The organism is Pseudoalteromonas sp. NZS37 (assembly GCF_015864265.1).
GTDB classification, from domain to species: domain Bacteria; phylum Pseudomonadota; class Gammaproteobacteria; order Enterobacterales; family Alteromonadaceae; genus Pseudoalteromonas; species Pseudoalteromonas arctica.
The window spans coordinates 442347-461574 of the sequence record NZ_JADYXL010000002.1; the positions used below are offsets into that span (position 1 = coordinate 442347).

A 19228-nucleotide genomic window follows, 5' to 3' on the forward strand; every position below is an offset into this window, starting at 1 on the left:
CTAATGTTTATTCATTATTTAGATTTAAGTTGGCGCAGCTTCAAGCGCACCCCACTGGTTAGCTTTTTAATGGTACTTGCCATTGCGATAGGTATAGGCATAACAATGACCAGCCTTAGTGTTTATCACATGATGTCGGCCGATCCTATCCCAGAAAAAAGCAGCCAACTTTACAGTGTGCAATTACAAACAATGGACGATGGTAGTACGTGGTGGACAGAAGATAACATGCCACTGCAACTGACCTATCAAGATGCTGAGAACTTATTAAACGCACCCACGTCAGAGAAAAAAGTGGCTATGATGCGTACCGGCTTTTCAGTTTATTTAGACTCCGACAAAATAAAACCTTTTATAGGTAATGCTCGCATGACAACGCCTGACTTTTTTAGCATGTTTAATTTGTCATTTTTATACGGAGGGGCTTGGAGCAAAGAGCAAGAAAACTCAGCCGCACCTGTGGTTGTTATTACCCAAGAGATAAACGATAAACTATTTGCAGGAAAAAACTCTGTCGGAGAACTGATTTACTTAGATGATGCAAGCTATCAAGTAGTTGGTGTTATTAACCATTGGCCTCTCAATATTAAATATTATGATTTAAATAACGGTGCATTTAATCAAGTAGAAGAGTTATTTATGCCCTTTAGCTTAATAAAGACAAAAGAGCTAGTAAGTTGGGGCAATAGCAATGGATGGAAACACGAAAACACACCAACCTTTGCAGATAAACTGCAATCTGAACAAGTATGGATCCAGTTTTGGGCAGAGCTAAATACGCTTGAACAAAAACAAGCCTATCAAAATTACTTATTAGCCTATATGCAAGAACAACAAAAACGTGGTCGATTTAATCGTAAAGAACTTGAGTATAAACTTCGCGATGTAAACCAATGGATGCAATACAACAACGTCGTCACCGAAGACAATAAAATTTTAGTGGGCCTGAGCTTTATGTTTTTAGGTGTCTGCTTAGCCAATATTTTAGGTTTACTTTTAGCTAAGTTTTTACGCAGAGCGCCAGAAGTAGGTGTAAGACGCGCATTAGGTGCTAGTAAAAGGCAAATATTTTTACAGCACTTAGTTGAGGTCGCCATGCTTGGCTTTATAGGTGGCATGCTAGGAATTGTACTAGCACAACTTGGCTTAATGGGCGTAGGGCAAAGCTACGACTACTATGAAAACTTAGCGACAATGGATTTAACCATGCTATTGAGCGCCCCATTGATTGCAATTACAACCTGCATTTTAGCTGGTTTGTACCCAGCTTGGTTAGTATGTAAAACCAATCCTGCTATTTATCTTAAGAGCCAATAAGGAATGTCACAATGTTAGAAATAAAACCTATATTTAACGCCTTATGCCGCTCAAAGGTGGGGGCTGTATTACTGCTAATTCAAATTGCAATTACCACAGCTATAGTCAGTAATGCTGCATTTATCATTCAAGATAGAATTAGTTATTTAAACCAAGAAACGGGCTACCCTGAGCAAGATATATTTAAGTTTAATGTAATGACCTTTGGTACTGATATTAACTTAAGCCAGCAGTTTGAGCTTGATGAAAGCATGCTTAGAAAAATGCCAGGCGTAGTTGATGCCGCATTAAGCAGTAGTATTCCGCTATCAGGGGGTGGCAGCGCTTCGAGCTTTAATTTAAAACCTGCTCCACAAGAAGGCCTAAGTGTCAGGACCGCTTATATTTTTATAGATGACCACGCAATTAATACCTACGGCGTTAACTTAATTGCAGGGCGAAACTTTACCGAAGATGAAGTGCTCGTTACAAACGAAATTACACAAAAGCGTACCAACGTCACTATAGTCACTAAAGCCTTACTTGATGAGCTCTACCCTGATGGAGATGGTTTAGGGAAAATAGTTTATTTTGGTGACCTACCACTTAAAGTTATTGGCGTGATCGGAAAAATGAAAGGCCCGTGGCTCAAAGACAGTAAACCCGATAATCTTGCGTTTATTCCTTATATTAAAGCAGCAAGTTATGCACAAGTTGCCGTTCGTACTAAGCCTGGTCAGCGAGCAGCTGTAATGAAAGAAATAGAAAATGCTATGCTCGAAAATTACAGCAAACGCGTTATTAACAACATTAAAGGGCTTGATGAATTAAAAAATGAGTATACCGCTCAAGATCGCCTTATGATGCGCATGCTCATAGTATTAATCACTATTTTAGTGCTTATAACCGCTCTCGGTATTTTTGGCTTAACCTTATTTAATATTAGCAAACGTACTAAGCAAATTGGTACACGCAGAGCACTTGGCGCAAGAAAGTCAGCTATTGTTAGCTACTTTTTAGTAGAAAATGCATTAATTTGTAGCCTAGGTTTAGCCTTAGGTGTAGTAACAGCAATACTACTTGGGAAAATGTTAATGCAGTATTTTTCTGTAGCCGCACTACCGCCAAGTTATATAGCCGTTACCGCCATTGCCGTATTTTTAATGAGTTTACTTGCAGTATTAGCGCCGGCTAAACGCGCTGCCAATATTTCGCCCAGTATCGCAACTCGCACTATTTAATAATATGTAAATCACTATGCTACACTGCTTAGTAAGGCAGTGTAGCCATTAAAAAATTATAAAAATAACTTATGACTCATAAAATACTCATTGTTGATGATAACCAAGCAGTACTCGACGCACTTTCATTGTTGCTCGAGATCCACGATTTTTCGGTAGTCACTGCAACAAATCCATTTGATGCTTTGCAAATAGTTCGCTATCAGCGAATTGAGCTTGTAATTCAAGACATGAACTTTACCAGCGACACCACCTCTGGCGAAGAAGGTAAAGCGTTGTTTTATGAACTACGAGAAATAAACCCACACCTACCTATTATACTTATTACAGCCTGGACCGAACTTGCCACCGCCATTGAGCTTGTAAAAGCCGGTGCTGCTGATTACTTACCAAAACCCTGGGATGATGCAAAACTACTAGTTTGTATCGGTAACTTAATAGAGCTAGGCAGTGCTAAAAAAATAGTGGCGACACATAATCGCCATCAACAAGAACGTGAAGGTACATTTAAAAGCGCAGACCTTGCTGGGCTAATATTTAAAAGTACTGCGATGGAACGACTGGTTACTATGGCGCTTCAAGTGGCTAAATCTGATATATCTGCATTAATTACAGGCCCTAATGGGAGTGGCAAAGAGTGTATTGCGCATATTATTCAAAAAAACTCCCCGCTTGTATCGCAGCCTTTTATTAAGGTAAACGCAGGTGCACTACCGCAAGAACTTATAGAGGCCGAACTTTTTGGCGCTGAAGCCGGAGCATATACGGGGATAACCAAACAACGTATTGGTCGATTTGAAGCAGCTGATGGCGGTACGTTATTTTTAGATGAAATTGGTAATTTACCACTTTCAGGACAAATAAAATTACTACGCGTACTACAAACCGGCGAGTTTGAACGTTTAGGCTCAACACAAACACGAAAGGTAAATGTGCGGGTTATATCGGCTACTAACGAAAACTTACTACAAGCAATTCAACAAGGTCGATTTAGGGAAGACTTATATTATCGTCTTAATGTAATTGAGCTCAATGTGCCTGCCCTTAGCGAAAGGCAAGATGATGTTTTAGCACTTATTAGCCATTTTTTACCTCACCGAGAGCTGACTATAAACACAGAGCAAGCACTTCAACACTACAAATGGCCGGGTAACGTTCGAGAGCTAGAAAACGCTTGTAAGCGTGTAGCGGTACTAAAACCTACAGGTGCGCTTAAAGTCGATGACTTTGCACTATCGTCACCGGTTACTGCTCAACAAGAAGCAAAAGCAGAGCCTACCAAACAGGAAATAGAACACGCAATGCGCGCTCATCAAGGTGTTATAGCCAAAGTGGCCCGTGAATTTGGTTTAAGCCGACAAGCTCTTTATCGTCGATTACAAAAAATGGGTATTGATTATTAATGCCAAACATTATTAGCAACTTTACCCTAAGCCAAAAGGTTGTATTAATTTGCGGGCTTTGTAGCGCGCTGCCTGTTGTTATTATTGCCGCGCTAAGTGGCTTTGATATTTACTACACTCTGTTTTTAATATTACTAACGCTTACATTTAGCACTCTGCTTTCAAGAGCTCTCACCAAGCCAATAAAGCTTGGCATGCAATCGCTTGAAACCGGATTACTTAATTTTAAAGATGGTGAGCTCTCGAGTTTGCTTGCGTATAAAAGTAATGATGAACTTGGAAAACTATGCCAACTTTATAATCAAACCGCAAAACAGCTTCGCCAAGAAAAACAATGGATTTACCAGCGCGAGTTAATGCTTGATAAAGTTTTGCAAAGCTCGCCGCAAGCGTTATTGCTGGTCAATGATAATAATACGGTGGTATTTAGTAATTTAATTAGCCGTAGTTTATTTAATAGCGCAACTCGCCTTGAAGGTATGCAGCTAAGTAAATTACTCGAAAATTCGCCTCTGCAATTAGTAGCAGCTATAGAGCACGGTATTGATGGCCTCTTTAATATAGAAATAGAGAATCAAGACTCGCAAACTTGGCATTTAGCCACTGGGGAGTTTTTACTTAATAATCAAAAGCATCATTTATATATATTTAAACAGTTAACCCGTGAACTTAGTCGTCAAGAAGTTGCGGTGTGGAAAAAAGTAATACGCATTATTAGCCACGAATTAAATAATTCACTCGGCCCTATGTCGTCCATGTTACACAGCGCACAATTGCTCGCAAATAAAGTCGATGAGCCCCGCCTTGCCCGTGTATTTGCAACTATTGATGAGCGAATTAGTCATTTAACTGAATTTGTACAAGGCTATGGCAAGTTTGCTAAATTACCTCAGCCACAAAAAACACGGATTAACTGGCAAAACACACTCAATAATTTAAAAAATCACTGGCAATTTAGCTACGAAATAAAAAATTCACACAATGAATTACAAGCTGATCAAGCCCAACTCGAGCAGCTGCTCATAAACTTATTAAAAAATTCACACGAGTCAGGTTCCAATTCCAATGAAATACATATTCAGGTCGAGTTTGTACCCCAAGCTTGTGTTATAAATGTGAGTGACTGCGGCAAAGGAATGAGCGAGCAAGTAATGGCAAATGCTTTAGTGCCCTTTTATTCAACGAAAAGTACGGGGAGTGGTTTAGGGTTGGCCTTATGCAGAGAAATCGCAGAAGCGCACCAGGGGCATATAAGTTTACATAACAAAATCGAGGGCGGTTTAAACGTACAAGTGAGCCTTCCCTATTCGTAAATTCACAAAAATTAAAAACAACAAAGCCACTTAAAAAGTGGCTTTGTGTTTAAAGGGCTTAATAACCTGATAGCAGGTTGAGTAATAAATTACTCTGCGTCAGCTTCTTTATATTTAGCAGCAGTTTCTGTAATTAACGGCTGTAATTCACCGCGTTGAAACATTTCGATAATAATGTCACAACCACCAACTAATTCGCCATCTACCCATAATTGCGGGAATGTTGGCCAATTTGCGTATGCTGGAAGCTCAGCACGAATGTCTGGATTAAGTAAAATATCAACGTATGCAAATGGTTCACCACATGACATTAACGCTTGCGATGCTTGTGAAGAAAAACCACAATTTGGTAATTTTGGTGACCCTTTCATGAAAAGGATTATTGGGTTTTCTGAAATTTGCTGTTTAATTTTATCAATGGTTTCCATCTACAACCTCAAAGTAACGATAGCTAAATATATTTAGGTCTTGAAAATAACTCATCGTGACCACAAATATATAACTTAATATGGGCAAATAAAGCCGCAATTGAAATAGTCTTTCGCAATAGCATTGCTGTTTGCTTAAACTTGAGTAAAATACTCAACAATTATAGTAACACTATATTACCGCTTGGTATAGGTAACTGCTCTGTTTCAACAGGCATTACGTATTACCAAATGGACTATCAACCAAAGAAGATGGAGATAAAAAAATGGCATTTGAACTACCGTCACTACCATATGCAATCGACGCACTTGAGCCACATATTTCAAAAGAAACACTAGAGTTTCACCATGGCAAACACCACAACACTTACGTGGTTAAGCTTAATGGTTTAATCCCTGGTACTGAGTTTGAAAACAAATCTCTAGAAGAGATCGTATGTTCATCAGAAGGCGGCGTATTTAACAACGCAGCACAAATCTGGAACCATACTTTTTACTGGAACAGCTTATCTCCAAACGGCGGCGGCGAGCCTACTGGCGCAGTTGCTGATGCAATCAACGCTAAATGGGGTTCTTTTGATGCGTTTAAAGATGCATTAAATGACAAAGCAGTAAATAACTTTGGTTCAAGCTGGACGTGGTTAGTTAAGCTTGCTGATGGTTCACTAGACATCGTTAATACATCTAACGCTGCTACACCATTAACTGATGATGGAGTTACTCCAATCCTTACAGTGGATTTATGGGAACACGCTTACTACATTGATTACCGTAACGTTCGTCCAGATTACCTTAAAGGTTTTTGGTCGCTTGTTAACTGGGAATTCGCGAACGCTAACTTCGCTTAATTAGCCTTTAAACGCTAATGTAAAAAAGACGCTTAGGCGTCTTTTTTTGTTTGTTGTTTATCACACCTAAGCGCCTCATCATTTAATAAAACGCTTTTAGTAACATGATCTTTTTTCACTTAAATTTTTAATTTTATTGCTGTGAGTTTGAATAAACCCCACCTCTAGATAATAAAAAAATAAAAATCTGAATCTAGGTAATATATAATTATAAATTTATAACTCTGAGGGGAATAGGAATCACGAATATACTTTAGTACGCTTACACTTGAATAAACCCTTATGAGAATATACTGAATAAAGGAATATAACTTTGATAGCTTTTTATTGTGATAAATGCGGTGATGAAAACACCTATAACTATACTTCCCCATTAGATTCGACTAACGATTTAATCACAATCGACTGCTCTAACTGTCAAAATAGTCATAACATTCATATTTGGTCTAGTAATCACTCTTCAAATTATGATTACAACATTCAGAATGCATATAAAACAAGTGATTATGAGGCTGAATATAAATCATATATTAACAGTGTTATATTTAATCAGGAGCAGTTACTCAACACCGCGATATCTGAGGTAACTAACAAAAGCGCCTTCATCAATAGGTTGCTATTTACACAGTCTATAGTTAATTTAGAAACTTACTTTTCTGACACTATAAAGCATTGCATTCTTAACTCTGACTTACTGCTTAAATCATTCATTATAAATTCAGATAAGCTAAAAAATGAAAAATATACCCTGCAAAACTACATTATGAATCCAAACTTTATATACGATAAAGTTAAAGGTCGGCTTAATGAGATTTTGTACCATAATTTGGCTGCGGTCATAGATATTTATGAAAATGTTTTTCAAATCAAACTATCAAAAATTCTAACTAATAAGCGCAGCTATCTAGAAAAATCTATTTCTATTCGACATGATTGTGTTCATCGTAATGGTAAAACTATTGATGGTTTTTCACATGAAATTACTCAAGATGACATAATTAAACTTACTATGTTTGTTAGTGAGTTAATGATAGAAATAGAAAAACAAATACAACCGGTTAGAATCAAGTTTATTAATGAGAACAACCCTTGTGCCGATTTTCCAGAAGAAATACCATTCTAATGAATGAGCATCTCATAAGCCCTCTCCCTTATTTAGCTAGGTTTTTGCAGCTTATGATTCAAATTATAATTTGAATAAGTGAATGTAGTCTAACTCTATAGTTACTTAAGCAAATTGGAAATCAAGAAGAGCTAATTCACTTAAATTTTTAATTTTATTGCACAAAAATACACATTCGTGACTAGACTTTAAAAGGTAAGCACCTTTTTACAGCGGGTTTCGGAGGTTATTATGACGATTTTTGAGCATTACCAAGCACGATACGAAGCGGCACAGGAAGAAGAATACAGTATCGCTGAATTTCTTGAGATTTGTAAAACCGATAAGTCTGCCTACGCCAGCGCACCAGAACGCCTACTCATGGCAATTGGCGAACCAAACATGGTAGATACCGCAACGGATGCACGACTAAGCCGGTTATTTTCTAATAGAGTAGTTGCGCGCTACCCTGCCTTTGCTGATTTTTATGGTATGGAAGACGCCATTGAGCAAATAGTCTCTTATTTAAAACACGCCGCCCAAGGGCTTGAAGAATGCAAACAAGTGCTTTATTTACTTGGACCTGTTGGTGGGGGTAAATCATCCATTGCTGAAAAACTAAAATATTTAATGCAACAAGTGCCTATTTATTCAATTAAAGGCTCTCCGGTAAACGACCATCCTCTTGCATTATTTGACCCAATAGAGGACGCCGACGTACTTAAGCAAGAATACGGTATTAAACCGCGCTACTTAAAAACCATTATGTCCCCTTGGGCTGGCAAACGCTTAAAAGAATTCAATGGTGATATTAGCCAGTTTAGAGTGGTTAAGCGCTACCCCTCAATTTTAAACCAAATAGGCATTGCCAAAACCGAACCAGGAGATGAAAACAACCAAGATATTTCGGCGCTAGTGGGTAAGGTCGATATTCGCCAGCTTGAGCACTTTGCCCAAAACGATCCTGATGCATACGCCTACTCTGGCTCTTTATGTTTAGCTAACCAAGGGCTGATGGAATTTGTAGAAATGTTTAAAGCACCTATTAAAGTGCTGCATCCTTTACTTACCGCAACACAAGAGGGTAACTACAACGGCACAGAAGGCATTAGTGCTCTGCCCTTTAATGGCATGATCCTCGCTCACTCTAATGAGTCTGAGTGGCAAACTTTTAAAAACAATAAAAACAACGAAGCATTTTTAGACCGTGTTTATATTGTAAAAGTACCTTACTGCTTACGTGTAACTGAAGAAATTAAAATTTACGACAAATTACTTGAGCACAGCGAGCTATACAACGCGCCATGCGCACCAGGTACACTTAAAACATTGGCGCAATTTACGACGCTATCACGTTTAAAAGAGCCAGAAAATTCAAGTATCTATTCAAAAATGCGGGTATACGATGGCGAAACTCTAAAAGACACCGACCCTAAAGCAAAATCGTATCAAGAGTATCGTGATTACGCAGGTGTTGATGAAGGCATGACGGGGCTCTCTACTCGCTTTGCGTTTAAAATTTTATCTCGTGTGTTTAACTTTGATACCACTGAGGTTGCCGCAAATCCGGTGCACTTGTTCTATGTACTTGAGCAACAAATAGAGCGCGAACAATTTTCAAGCGAAATAGAAGAGCGTTATTTAAGCTTTCTAAAAGGCTATTTAATTCCACAGTATGTTGAGTTTATAGGCAAAGAGCTGCAAACCGCCTATTTAGAATCGTATTCAGAATACGGGCAAAATATTTTTGACCGTTATGTTATTTATGCAGACTTTTGGATACAAGACCAAGAATATCGCGACCCTGATACAGGACAACTATTTGACCGTGAGGCACTTAATGCCGAACTTGAAAAAATAGAAAAGCCGGCGGGTATTTCTAACCCTAAAGATTTCCGAAATGAAATAGTGAACTTTGTACTGCGTGCCCGTGCGCACAACAACGGTAAAAACCCACTATGGACAAGCTACGAAAAACTACGCACGGTTATTGAGAAAAAAATGTTCTCTAATACCGAAGATTTGCTCCCCGTAATTTCGTTTAATACTAAAACGTCTGCAGAGGATCAGCAAAAGCACGAAGACTTTGTGAACCGTATGGTCGAAAAAGGCTATACACAAAAACAAGTTCGCTTGCTTTCTGAGTGGTATTTACGGGTTAGAAAATCGCAATAACCTTCATAGTCGTAGTATATAGGAGGTCAATATGGCGCATTTTATAGATAGGCGTTTAAACGGAAAAAATAAAAGTACGCTTAATCGCCAGCGCTTTATTAGGCGCTATAAAAAGCAAATTAAAGAAGCGGTTTCAGATGCGATTAACAAGCGCAGCGTTACCGATTCAAGCTCTGGTGAGAGTATTTCTATTCCACAGCGCGATATCAGCGAACCCACGTTTCATCAAGGGCAAGGCGGGAATAGAGAACAAATTCACCCTGGTAACGATCAGTTTTCTACAGGTGATAAAATTGAGCGCCCTACAGGCCGACAAAGCGGCGGTGCCGGTGAAGGTGACGCCAGCGATTCGGGCGAAGGGCAAGATGAATTTGTATTTTCGATATCAAAAGATGAATACCTTGATTTACTGTTTGAAGATTTAGAACTTCCTAACTTACAAGAGAACCAGCTTGATAAGTTAGTGCAAATGAAAACCCATCGCGCAGGGTTTTGTAGTGATGGTATGCCTAGCAATATTGATATTGTCCGCTCATTACAAGGCTCGCTTGCACGGCGTGTTGCCATGAGTGCAGGTAAAAAACGCCGTTTAAAAGAGCTCGAAGAACAACTTGCTCTGCTGCTTGCTGGTCCACATAACGATAAAGCGGCAATTGCTTTATTACAAAAAGAAATTGCAGCATTAAAACTACAAATTAAATCGGTCCCGTTTATTGATAACTACGATTTACGTTTTCGTAATTACGAAAAGCGCCCTCACCCCACCAGCAAAGCCGTGATGTTTTGTATTATGGATGTGTCAGGCTCAATGGATCAGCCAACAAAAGACATGGCAAAGCGTTTTTATATTTTGCTCTATCAATTTTTAACGCGCAGCTATAAAGACATAGAAGTTGTTTATATTCGCCACCACACACAAGCAAAAGAAGTAGACGAGCAAGAGTTTTTTTATTCCCAAGAAACTGGCGGCACTATTGTTTCAAGCGCTCTTAAATTAATGAACGAAATAATAAAAGAGCGTTACCACGCAAATGAGTGGAATGTATACGCCGCACAAGCCTCTGATGGCGATAACTGGGCAGACGACACTCCGCAGTGTGGTGAAATTTTGCGTAATAAGCTCTTAAGCGCAGTACGCTATTTTGCTTATATTGAAATAACCACTCGTGCTCATCAAAGCCTATGGCGCGAATATGAATCTATAACACACAGCCATAATAATTTCGCCATACAGCATATTCAAAGCGTTGAAGATATTTACCCAATTTTTAGGGAGCTATTTAAAAAAGGTCGTCAACAGCAAAACTCTGCATAGCCAAAAGCGAGGTAGCATTATGAATGATAAACGATTGAGTGATGGCCCAGATTGGACCTTTGATTTATTAGATGAGTACCAAGGTGAAATTGCCCGTGTTGCAGCTCACTACAGGTTAGACACCTACCCTAATCAAATTGAAGTGATAACCGCAGAGCAGATGATGGATGCTTATTCAAGCGTTGGCATGCCTATTGGCTACAGCCATTGGTCTTACGGTAAAAAGTTCATTCAAACAGAGCAAAATTATAAGCGCGGACAAATGGGTCTCGCTTACGAAATAGTGATAAATTCAGACCCTTGTATTGCGTACTTAATGGAAGAAAATACCCTACCTATGCAAGCGCTTGTAATGGCACATGCATGTTACGGACATAACTCATTTTTTAAAGGTAACTATTTATTTAAAACCTGGACCGATGCTGGCTCAATTATTGATTACTTGGTATTTGCTAAAAACTACATAAGTCGCTGTGAAGAAAAGCACGGTATTACACAAGTAGAAGCCCTACTCGACTCATGTCATGCATTAATGAATTACGGAGTCGATCGCTACAAACGTCCACAACAAATATCGTTATTTGAAGAGCAAAAACGTCAACAAGAGCGTGAAGACTACCTTCAATCGCAAGTAAATGAATTATGGCGGACTATTCCTGAGCAACAGCAAGAAACCAAAAAGAAAGTACGCCATTTCCCTTCTGAACCCCAAGAAAATATTTTGTATTTTATTGAAAAAAATGCCCCATTACTCGACTCTTGGCAACGTGAAGTGATACGTATTGTTCGTAAAATTTCGCAATACTTTTACCCACAAAAACAAACTCAAGTAATGAATGAAGGTTGGGCAACTTTTTGGCATTACACCATCCTTAATCACTTATATGATGAGGGAAAACTCACCGACTCGTTTATGTTAGAATTTTTACAAAGCCACACCAACGTAGTTTATCAGCCACCTTATAACAGTAAGTATTATTCAGGCATTAACCCATATGCTTTAGGCTTTAATATGATGGTTGATATTCGCAGAATATGTGAGCACCCAACTGAAGAAGATAAACGCTGGTTTCCTGAATATGCAGGCAGTAATTGGCTAGATACACTGCATTTTGCAATGGAAAACTTTAAAGATGAGAGTTTTATTAGCCAGTTTTTATCGCCAAAGTTAATTCGTGATTTTAAATTATTTACTATTATTGACCATACTAATAATCCCCATTTAGAAATTGGCGCAATACATAACGACAACGGCTATAAAGCAGTAAGAGAAGCGCTCTCAGCACAGTACAACTTGAGTAATCATGAGCCTAACATTCAAGTATATGACGTTGATATTAGAGGTGACCGTTCACTAACCCTACGCTACGTACCTCATAACAACATTCCTTTAGCAAACTCGCACGAGGAAGTGCTTAAGCATCTTTACAGATTATGGGGCTTTAAAGTAAAACTAGAGCAAGAGTCAAATTCTGGTGAGGTTTCAATGATTGGTCAATGCCCAATAGATGACTCTCGACACACAACACAATAATGAAGAGCAATAAAATTTTCATACTGATTGGGTTTGCTCAGCAGGTTATAAAAACACGGTATTATTTAACCCTAAATTCTGGATATAAAAAATGACGCTTAAGCGTCATTTTTTATATCTTCGTAGGCTATTACTTTATTTCGCCCTGTATTTTTAGATTGGTACAGTGCTTTATCTGCAGCCTCTATCCAGCGCTCATGATTTTTAAAATCATTACTGCTACCAGCCAGCCCTATACTTACCGTCATTGTTATTTCAAAGTGTTTATACTTAACAGGGTTAGTTTCAATCAATACCCTTAAACGCTCAGCAAATACAAAAGCGCCTTCTTTATCTGTATCAAGTAATGTTACTGCAAACTCTTCACCGCCATAACGCCCTGCAACATCAGTTTCGCGCAGCGTCGTACGTAGTAAGTTAGATAAATGACGAAGCGATTCATCACCACAGCTATGGCCATATTCATCATTTATTTTTTTAAAGTGGTCAATATCAAACATTAATAATGTACTACAGCCACCACTTCGCTTAACTCTCAAAAACTCTTGGCGTAGCGTACCTTCCCAGTGTCCACGGTTTGCAAGCTGCGTTAAGCTATCTGTTTGACTTACTTGTTCTAATTTTTTGTTTAACTCTTCAAGCTCTTTTTTATTTACCGCGACATCTGTTACATCATACAAAATAATACAAATATGGCTAACTTCGCCCATCGTATTTGTAAGAGGGATAAATGTCGCATTTTGATACATGTAATCAGCTTTACCAGTAATAGGTCTATAATTTTTAAACCTAAAAATGTATGGCTGCTGCTCCCAAATCGTAAAAGAGCGGTTTTTTAAAACAAAAACCGATTCTGATTTACTTCTAAACCATTTTTCGTCTATTGCTGGAAATAAATCAAATAGGTCTTTATCTTTTACTGCGCTTGGTAGAAGCCCTGAATGGTTTTCCATAAAACCATTCCATACACACACCTTATAATCTCTATCAAGTACTACAAGGCCTACATCAACGGTATTAAACATATCCATAAGCCAATGGATCTCATTCATTTCTAAATCTGCAGCCATAACTTAATCTTCTAATAGGTAAGCAACTTTATACTTCAAAGTTTTAAGTGAATCTTCAGTAAATAACAGCATGAGGTCGCAATTTATATCATGGTTTTCAATACCGTAACTAATCTCTATAGCAAGGGTGCGTTGCCAACGTGACTTGTTTGATTTAACCAGCTCAGATACATCTCTGTGTTGGCCAAGTACTATTGGGTGCCCTTGGCTAAATGACATATCGAGCTGTTTTGAAAGACCCGTTAAAATAGCGCCTATCAAAATATTACTAATATCCATAAGCAGCTCAAGTTCAATTTTATCGTTTAACTCGCCGTCATAATTCATCAAAGAAGCTATTTCTTTAAAGCTTGAATCATTTAAAAGTAATAGTGCCTCGCCCGAAATGCCACCGCCAATAAAGCCCTGGCACACACCCGATGTAGCTGCATTATTATCTATAGACTGCAGCGCCATATCGAGTTCATTAACTTCCAAAATATTCACATTAGGAATTGGTAGCTCTACAAACACATTAAGAAGACGTGCAAGTAAATCCCCAGCCTGTCCCATAGCAACGTTAGTGAGTTCTTGGTATATATCCCGAACATCAGGGTCGACTTGCTCTCCAAGCGAATGAGAGAGACGCTCACGCATGGCTTTATCTTTAATCCCATGGTGTTCAATTATGCTGGCTAGTTTTTCGGGGGAACATGGTTTTTGAATGAAATCGATAGCACCCAGTTCAAGCACTCTTTGATGTGCACTTGGCTGTATATCACCAGAGACAACAACAGTGAGTATGTTTAGCCCCTGTTCTTTCATAGCGATTAATACTTCATACCCATCCATTTCAGGCATGTTTAAATCGAGAAAAAGTATTTCTGGTTCAATTAACTTTATTTGCTTTATGCAATCAACGCCGTCGAGTGCAAATTCAACTTTAATATCCCAATCTTCAGGTAATGAACGAGCTAGCTGACGCCTAGCTAATTTTGAGTCATCACATATTAGTACCGATGTTGACATATTATCTCTCTGTTTCTAAACCAGTAATGAGCATTAAAATCATTTTATGATGGTTTTTATTTTTATTATTGAAGATATATTTTGTAACTTCATGTTAATCAAAGTTTAGCACAGTTACAATTTTTATATTGCAGAACTAATCCCAACTTCATCAGGGCGGTATAATCTCTTGGTTACTATAGCGCAGTATAATACACTGACGCCCATTGCGTTAATTTAAAAGGAAATACCTTATGTTACGTTCACTTACCTTTGCTTTGAGCGCATTTTGCTCTGTGGCTATTGCAGCCGATTACCCAGAAAACACGCTAGACATAGGAAAAGTATCTGCACAAGGCAAACCAGTCACTTTATTAGGCAAAGGGATCTCTGTTGGAGATAGCGCGCCAAATTTCAAAGTAGTTGATGACAACTTCATCCCTGTGACACTTGAGGATTACAAAGGCCAAGCTGTATTGATAAGTGTAGTGCCAAGTCTTGATACAGGTATTTGTAGCCTGCAAACTAAGCATTTTAATGAAAAAGTAGCCTCGCAATTTCCAAGTGTTGTAATGCTAACAATTAGTGCTGATTTACCATTTGCTCAAAAGCGTTTTTGCAAAGCTGAAAATATCGATAAAATCACTACGTTATCAGATTCTGTTTGGCGCGATTTTGGCCAAAAATACGGATTGATTATTAAAGATATGGGCTTATTAACGCGAACTGTATTTATTTTAGATGAAAGCCATAACGTCATTTATAAACAATTAGTTAGTAGCCTTTCAACTGAACCAGAATACAACAGCGTAATTGAGAAACTTGAAACGTTGTAAAGCCGATTAAATAGCTCTGATTAAGCAATGCTAAACAGCCTTAAAACAAAAAACCGCCAATTGGCGGTTTTTTAATGTGCTTTTATAATTAACCTAAAAGCTCACCAAGTTGTGAACTTACAGCTTCAACAGCTTGTGTACCATCTAGTTTGTGGTATTGAGTATTACCAGCAGCAGCTTCTGCTTGGTAGTAATCAACTAATGGCATAGTTTGCTCGTGATAAATACCTAAACGTTTACGTACTGTTTCTTCAGTATCATCAGCGCGAACAATTAAGTCTTCCCCAGTTTCGTTGTCTTTACCTTCCACTTTTGGTGGATTATATACAATATGGTAAACACGACCAGAACCAGGATGAACGCGACGTCCGCCCATACGTTCAACAATCACTTCGTCAGCCACGTCAAATTCAATAACGTGATCAACCACTACGCCATTTTCTTTCATCGCATCAGCTTGAGGAATTGTGCGTGGGAAGCCATCAAGTAAAAAACCTTTCTCACAATCAGCTTTAGTAATACGCTCTTTTACTAAACCAATAATAATATCGTCAGAAATTAGTTGACCAGCATCCATTACTTTTTTTGCTTCTAAGCCTAATGGCGTGCCCTCTTTAATTGCTGCACGTAACATGTCGCCAGTAGAAATTTGTGGAATACCGTATTTGTCCATTAAAAACTGAGCTTGAGTACCTTTGCCTGCACCCGGCGCGCCCAAAAGAATAATGCGCATATTATTGTCCCCTAGTATGGATATTTATTTTAAAGCCTGAATTCTTCCACAAGCGCCGCCGATACTCAAGCAACTTATACTAATTGATGAGTTGTTGATGTATTTACAGCGCATTAAAAAAGGGAACATACGTTCCCTTTTATTTAAAGTATATAATTTATACTTTTATTAACTAAATAGTTAACTGACTACTTGCTTAGTTCAAGCATTAGTTTGTTTAGGCGAGTAACAAATCCTGTTGGATCTTTAAGTGTACCGCGCTCTGCAAGTAATGCTTGGTCTAATAAAACATGTGACCACTGTGAAAATTTATCTTCATCTTGTTCGTCATTCAAATGCTTAACAAGTTGATGCTCTGGGTTTAGCTCAAACACAGGCTTTGCTTCAGGGGCTGCTTGACCAACAGATTCCATTAGCTTTTGCATTTGTGAGCTCATGTCGTTGTCGTCGCTTACAACACATGCTGGAGAATCTGTTAAGCGGTGCGTAAAGCGCACTTCTTTAACGTCATCACCTAGTGCTGTTTTAATACGCTCAACAAGGCCTGCCATTTCTTTTTCAGACTCTTCTTGTGCTTTTTTAGTTTCTTCGTCGTCCAGCTTACCTAAATCTAAATCACCACGTGTGATTGACTGTAGTTGCTTATCAGCAAATTCAGTTAAGTGGCTCATCATCCACTCGTCAACACGGTCACTTAGTAACAATACTTCAATCCCTTTTTTGCGGAAAATCTCTAAATGAGGAGAATTTTTCGCAGAAGTAAATGTATCAGCTACTACATAGTAAATTTTGTCTTGGTCTTCGTTCATACGTTCAACATATTGCTCAAGCGACACATCTTGCGTTTCTGAATCGGTATGAGTAGACGAAAAACGTAGTAGCTTACATACGGCTTCTTTATTTGCCGCATCTTCAGCTGGGCCTTCTTTCATTACTTGGCCAAACTCATTCCAAAATACTTGGTAATCGTCAGCTTTGTTTTTAGCCATACGCTCAAGCATTTTAATAATGCGCGATGTACACCCTTTACGAATAGCTTGCGTTACTTTGTTGTCTTGTAGAATTTCACGAGATACGTTTAGAGGTAAATCGTTTGAATCTAGTAACCCTTTTACAAAGCGAAGGTAGCTTGGCATGAACTGCTCAGCATCATCCATTACAAATACACGTTGTACGTAAAGTTTTAAGCCACTTTGACGTTCACGGTTCCATAAATCGAAAGGTGCTTTTTTAGGGATGTATAAAAGGCTCGTGTATTCAGTTTTACCTTCAACCTTATTATGTGCCCAGCTAAGTGGATCTTCCCAGTCGTGGCTTACGTGCTTGTAAAACTCTTTGTATTCTTCATCAGAAAGCTCTGACTTATCACGCGTCCACAATGCAGTTGCACGGTTAATGCTTTCCCACTCACCTGGTACTGCTGGAATTTTTTCGCCGTCTTCGCCTTCAGACTCTGGTACTTCTGCTTTAAACATTTGTACAGGTGTTGAAATATGGTCTGAGTATTTTGTAACAATGCCACGTAAGCGGTAATCGTCAGCAAATTCTTTTTCTTCATCACGAAGATGTAAAATAATGTCGGTCCCACGGCCTTCTTTTTCAATTTCTTGAAGCGTGTATTCGCCTTCACCTTGAGATTCCCACTCGTAAGCGGTTGTTTCACCCGCTTTACGTGTACGAACAGTTACTAAATCAGCAACAATAAATGCTGAGTAAAAACCAACACCAAATTGACCAATTAATTGTGAATCTTTACTTTGATCACCCGTTAAGTTTTTGAAAAACTCAGCAGTACCCGACTTTGCAATAGTACCCAATGAGCTTATTACTTCATCACGTGTCATACCAATACCATTATCAGAAATGGTAATTGTATTTGCTTCTTTATCTGCGCTAATACGAACACGTAAATCGGCATCACCTTGGTAAAGGTCGCCTTGAGATAGCGCTAAAAAGCGTAACTTGTCTGCCGCATCTGATGCGTTTGACACAAGTTCGCGTAAAAATATTTCTTTATTAGAATAAAGAGAATGAATCATTAAGTTTAATAATTGTTTTACTTCTGTTTGAAAGCCTAATGTTTCTTTTTGTGCTGCAGTCATTTATATATCTCCAATTTGCAAAGTGTCTGCGTTATGCACTTAATATGGGGTGAGGTGTTAGAACTTCAAGGGAAAAATCAAAAAAAGGTGAAACGAAAAAATAGAATATCTCGTTTATCTAAAATGGGTGCGGACAATTAATATGAATCTTTTCACCTGTTGTTGGATGTTCAAAATATAAATCGCTGGCATGTAATTGTAAGCGTCCCGCCATGTACTCACTTTGCGCACTTTTATATAAATCACAGCCTAAAATTGGGTGCCCTATAAACTGGCTGTGTATTCGTAATTGATGGGGACGTCCGGTAACGGGCGTAAATTGCACTAAGGTTCTGCACGGTTGTTTAAGCCGCTCAAGCACACTATATTCACTCACCGCTACTTTGCCCGTCGTTTGGCAAATTTTAACTCGCGGAAAAAGCAGTTTATCTTTTGCTATTGGTGCAGTAATTTCCCCCTCATCAACAGCTAAGCTACCCTCTAACATGGCTACATAACGCTTTTGGATAGTACGCGCCTGAAACTGTTTATTAAGATGCTTTGATGCTTTGGCGTTTAATCCAACAATCATAATGCCCGATGTACCCAAATCTAACCGATGCGGTAACTTTGCCTCAGCAAATGCGGCTGTTAACTCTTTTTGACCATGTACTAAACGGTAATGTACTGAGTCCCAGTTAAGCGGATTCTTACCAGACAAACTTAATAACCCACTGGGTTTATTGATCAGTAAAATATCATCATCTTGATATAATATTTCAATAAACCCGTCGCACTTAGGCGCTACAAAGTCATCAACAATCATTTGTGACTCTACTGGTGTATCCAATATTGAGTTAGCCATT

At 38.6% G+C, this 19228-nt stretch carries 16 protein-coding genes; 10 read left to right on the forward strand and 6 right to left on the reverse strand.

The features are described 5' to 3' along the window. Window positions 1-3 precede the first annotated feature (3 nt). The 4 genes from I6F47_RS05275 (at window position 4) to I6F47_RS05290 (ending at window position 5253) form a co-directional block, all read left to right on the forward strand. On the forward strand, window positions 4-1317 hold the full coding sequence (locus I6F47_RS05275; RefSeq protein ID WP_197111478.1) for an ABC transporter permease: 1314 nt from the start codon (window positions 4-6) through the stop codon (window positions 1315-1317). 11 nt (window positions 1318-1328) lie between these two features. Next, the gene (locus tag I6F47_RS05280; RefSeq protein ID WP_182673517.1) at window positions 1329-2537 is read left to right on the forward strand and encodes an ABC transporter permease; all 1209 of its coding nucleotides are present in this window, start codon (window positions 1329-1331) and stop codon (window positions 2535-2537) included. 71 nt (window positions 2538-2608) lie between these two features. Then, entirely contained in the window at window positions 2609-3940 is a 1332-nt protein-coding gene (locus tag I6F47_RS05285; protein WP_197183474.1) for a sigma-54-dependent transcriptional regulator, read from the forward strand. Beyond that, complete coding sequence (locus I6F47_RS05290; RefSeq protein WP_197183475.1) at window positions 3940-5253, forward strand: sensor histidine kinase; 1314 nt, start codon at window positions 3940-3942, stop codon at window positions 5251-5253. The genes I6F47_RS05285 and I6F47_RS05290 overlap by 1 nt, the downstream gene beginning before the upstream one ends. Before the next feature lie 89 nt (window positions 5254-5342). On the opposite strand, the gene I6F47_RS05295 is transcribed toward I6F47_RS05290, so the two are convergent. Then, window positions 5343-5681, reverse strand: coding sequence for a Grx4 family monothiol glutaredoxin (locus I6F47_RS05295; RefSeq protein WP_004335359.1), 339 nt, complete (start codon window positions 5679-5681; stop codon window positions 5343-5345). 266 nt (window positions 5682-5947) lie between these two features. On the opposite strand from I6F47_RS05295, the gene I6F47_RS05300 reads away from it, so the two are divergent. From I6F47_RS05300 to I6F47_RS05320, 5 genes are all read left to right on the forward strand, one after another. Then, on the forward strand, window positions 5948-6529 hold the full coding sequence (locus I6F47_RS05300; RefSeq protein WP_002960323.1) for a superoxide dismutase: 582 nt from the start codon (window positions 5948-5950) through the stop codon (window positions 6527-6529). A gap of 313 nt (window positions 6530-6842) precedes the next feature. After that, a complete protein-coding gene (locus I6F47_RS05305) occupies window positions 6843-7652 on the forward strand; it encodes a hypothetical protein (RefSeq protein ID WP_197183476.1) in 810 nt (269 codons plus the stop codon). Between the two features lie 231 nt (window positions 7653-7883). Beyond that, on the forward strand, window positions 7884-9806 hold the full coding sequence (locus I6F47_RS05310; RefSeq protein ID WP_010553401.1) for a PrkA family serine protein kinase: 1923 nt from the start codon (window positions 7884-7886) through the stop codon (window positions 9804-9806). Between the two features lie 31 nt (window positions 9807-9837). Continuing rightward, on the forward strand, window positions 9838-11121 hold the full coding sequence (locus I6F47_RS05315; protein WP_165722491.1) for a YeaH/YhbH family protein: 1284 nt from the start codon (window positions 9838-9840) through the stop codon (window positions 11119-11121). A 19-nt stretch (window positions 11122-11140) separates the two neighbouring features. Continuing rightward, the gene (locus tag I6F47_RS05320) at window positions 11141-12655 is read left to right on the forward strand and encodes a SpoVR family protein (protein WP_182671670.1); all 1515 of its coding nucleotides are present in this window, start codon (window positions 11141-11143) and stop codon (window positions 12653-12655) included. 98 nt (window positions 12656-12753) lie between these two features. Here the strand turns inward: I6F47_RS05320 and I6F47_RS05325 are convergent, their stop codons facing one another. Further along, window positions 12754-13725: a sensor domain-containing diguanylate cyclase gene (locus I6F47_RS05325; protein WP_024592692.1), complete on the reverse strand. Its 972-nt coding sequence runs from the start codon at window positions 13723-13725 to the stop codon at window positions 12754-12756. 3 nt (window positions 13726-13728) lie between these two features. Next, window positions 13729-14733: a response regulator gene (locus I6F47_RS05330; protein WP_007584074.1), complete on the reverse strand. Its 1005-nt coding sequence runs from the start codon at window positions 14731-14733 to the stop codon at window positions 13729-13731. 233 nt (window positions 14734-14966) lie between these two features. Here I6F47_RS05330 and tpx point away from each other — a divergent pair, with 233 nt between their 5' ends. Further along, window positions 14967-15548 carry a thiol peroxidase gene (gene tpx, locus I6F47_RS05335; RefSeq protein WP_101216785.1) on the forward strand — a complete coding sequence of 194 codons (582 nt, stop codon included), beginning with the start codon at window positions 14967-14969 and terminating at the stop codon, window positions 15546-15548. Window positions 15549-15636: 88 nt separating this feature from the next. On the opposite strand, the gene adk is transcribed toward tpx, so the two are convergent. The 3 genes from adk to I6F47_RS05350 all read right to left on the reverse strand — a co-directional run bounded on the left by adk (window position 15637) and on the right by I6F47_RS05350 (window position 19227). After that, complete coding sequence (adk, locus tag I6F47_RS05340; protein WP_010553395.1) at window positions 15637-16281, reverse strand: adenylate kinase; 645 nt, start codon at window positions 16279-16281, stop codon at window positions 15637-15639. Between the two features lie 188 nt (window positions 16282-16469). Beyond that, window positions 16470-18383: a molecular chaperone HtpG gene (htpG, locus tag I6F47_RS05345; RefSeq protein ID WP_024592695.1), complete on the reverse strand. Its 1914-nt coding sequence runs from the start codon at window positions 18381-18383 to the stop codon at window positions 16470-16472. 118 nt (window positions 18384-18501) lie between these two features. Beyond that, window positions 18502-19227, reverse strand: coding sequence for an RluA family pseudouridine synthase (locus tag I6F47_RS05350; protein ID WP_197183477.1), 726 nt, complete (start codon window positions 19225-19227; stop codon window positions 18502-18504). Between the last annotated feature and the right edge of the window lies 1 nt (window position 19228).

What these genes read in the sequence shown, in the direction of transcription:
- I6F47_RS05290 (WP_197183475.1), top strand. Translation starts at nt 3,940, where the DNA reads ATGCCAAACATTATTAGCAACTTTACCCTAAGCCAAAAGGTTGTATTA.
- I6F47_RS05350 (WP_197183477.1), bottom strand. Translation starts at nt 19,227, where the DNA reads ATGGCTAACTCAATATTGGATACACCAGTAGAGTCACAAATGATTGTT.
- I6F47_RS05285 (WP_197183474.1), top strand. Translation starts at nt 2,609, where the DNA reads ATGACTCATAAAATACTCATTGTTGATGATAACCAAGCAGTACTCGAC.
- I6F47_RS05275 (WP_197111478.1), top strand. Translation starts at nt 4, where the DNA reads ATGTTTATTCATTATTTAGATTTAAGTTGGCGCAGCTTCAAGCGCACC.
- adk (WP_010553395.1), bottom strand. Translation starts at nt 16,281, where the DNA reads ATGCGCATTATTCTTTTGGGCGCGCCGGGTGCAGGCAAAGGTACTCAA.
- htpG (WP_024592695.1), bottom strand. Translation starts at nt 18,383, where the DNA reads ATGACTGCAGCACAAAAAGAAACATTAGGCTTTCAAACAGAAGTAAAA.
- I6F47_RS05310 (WP_010553401.1), top strand. Translation starts at nt 7,884, where the DNA reads ATGACGATTTTTGAGCATTACCAAGCACGATACGAAGCGGCACAGGAA.
- I6F47_RS05330 (WP_007584074.1), bottom strand. Translation starts at nt 14,733, where the DNA reads ATGTCAACATCGGTACTAATATGTGATGACTCAAAATTAGCTAGGCGT.
- I6F47_RS05325 (WP_024592692.1), bottom strand. Translation starts at nt 13,725, where the DNA reads ATGGCTGCAGATTTAGAAATGAATGAGATCCATTGGCTTATGGATATG.
- tpx (WP_101216785.1), top strand. Translation starts at nt 14,967, where the DNA reads ATGTTACGTTCACTTACCTTTGCTTTGAGCGCATTTTGCTCTGTGGCT.
- I6F47_RS05300 (WP_002960323.1), top strand. Translation starts at nt 5,948, where the DNA reads ATGGCATTTGAACTACCGTCACTACCATATGCAATCGACGCACTTGAG.
- I6F47_RS05320 (WP_182671670.1), top strand. Translation starts at nt 11,141, where the DNA reads ATGAATGATAAACGATTGAGTGATGGCCCAGATTGGACCTTTGATTTA.
- I6F47_RS05295 (WP_004335359.1), bottom strand. Translation starts at nt 5,681, where the DNA reads ATGGAAACCATTGATAAAATTAAACAGCAAATTTCAGAAAACCCAATA.
- I6F47_RS05280 (WP_182673517.1), top strand. Translation starts at nt 1,329, where the DNA reads ATGTTAGAAATAAAACCTATATTTAACGCCTTATGCCGCTCAAAGGTG.
- I6F47_RS05315 (WP_165722491.1), top strand. Translation starts at nt 9,838, where the DNA reads ATGGCGCATTTTATAGATAGGCGTTTAAACGGAAAAAATAAAAGTACG.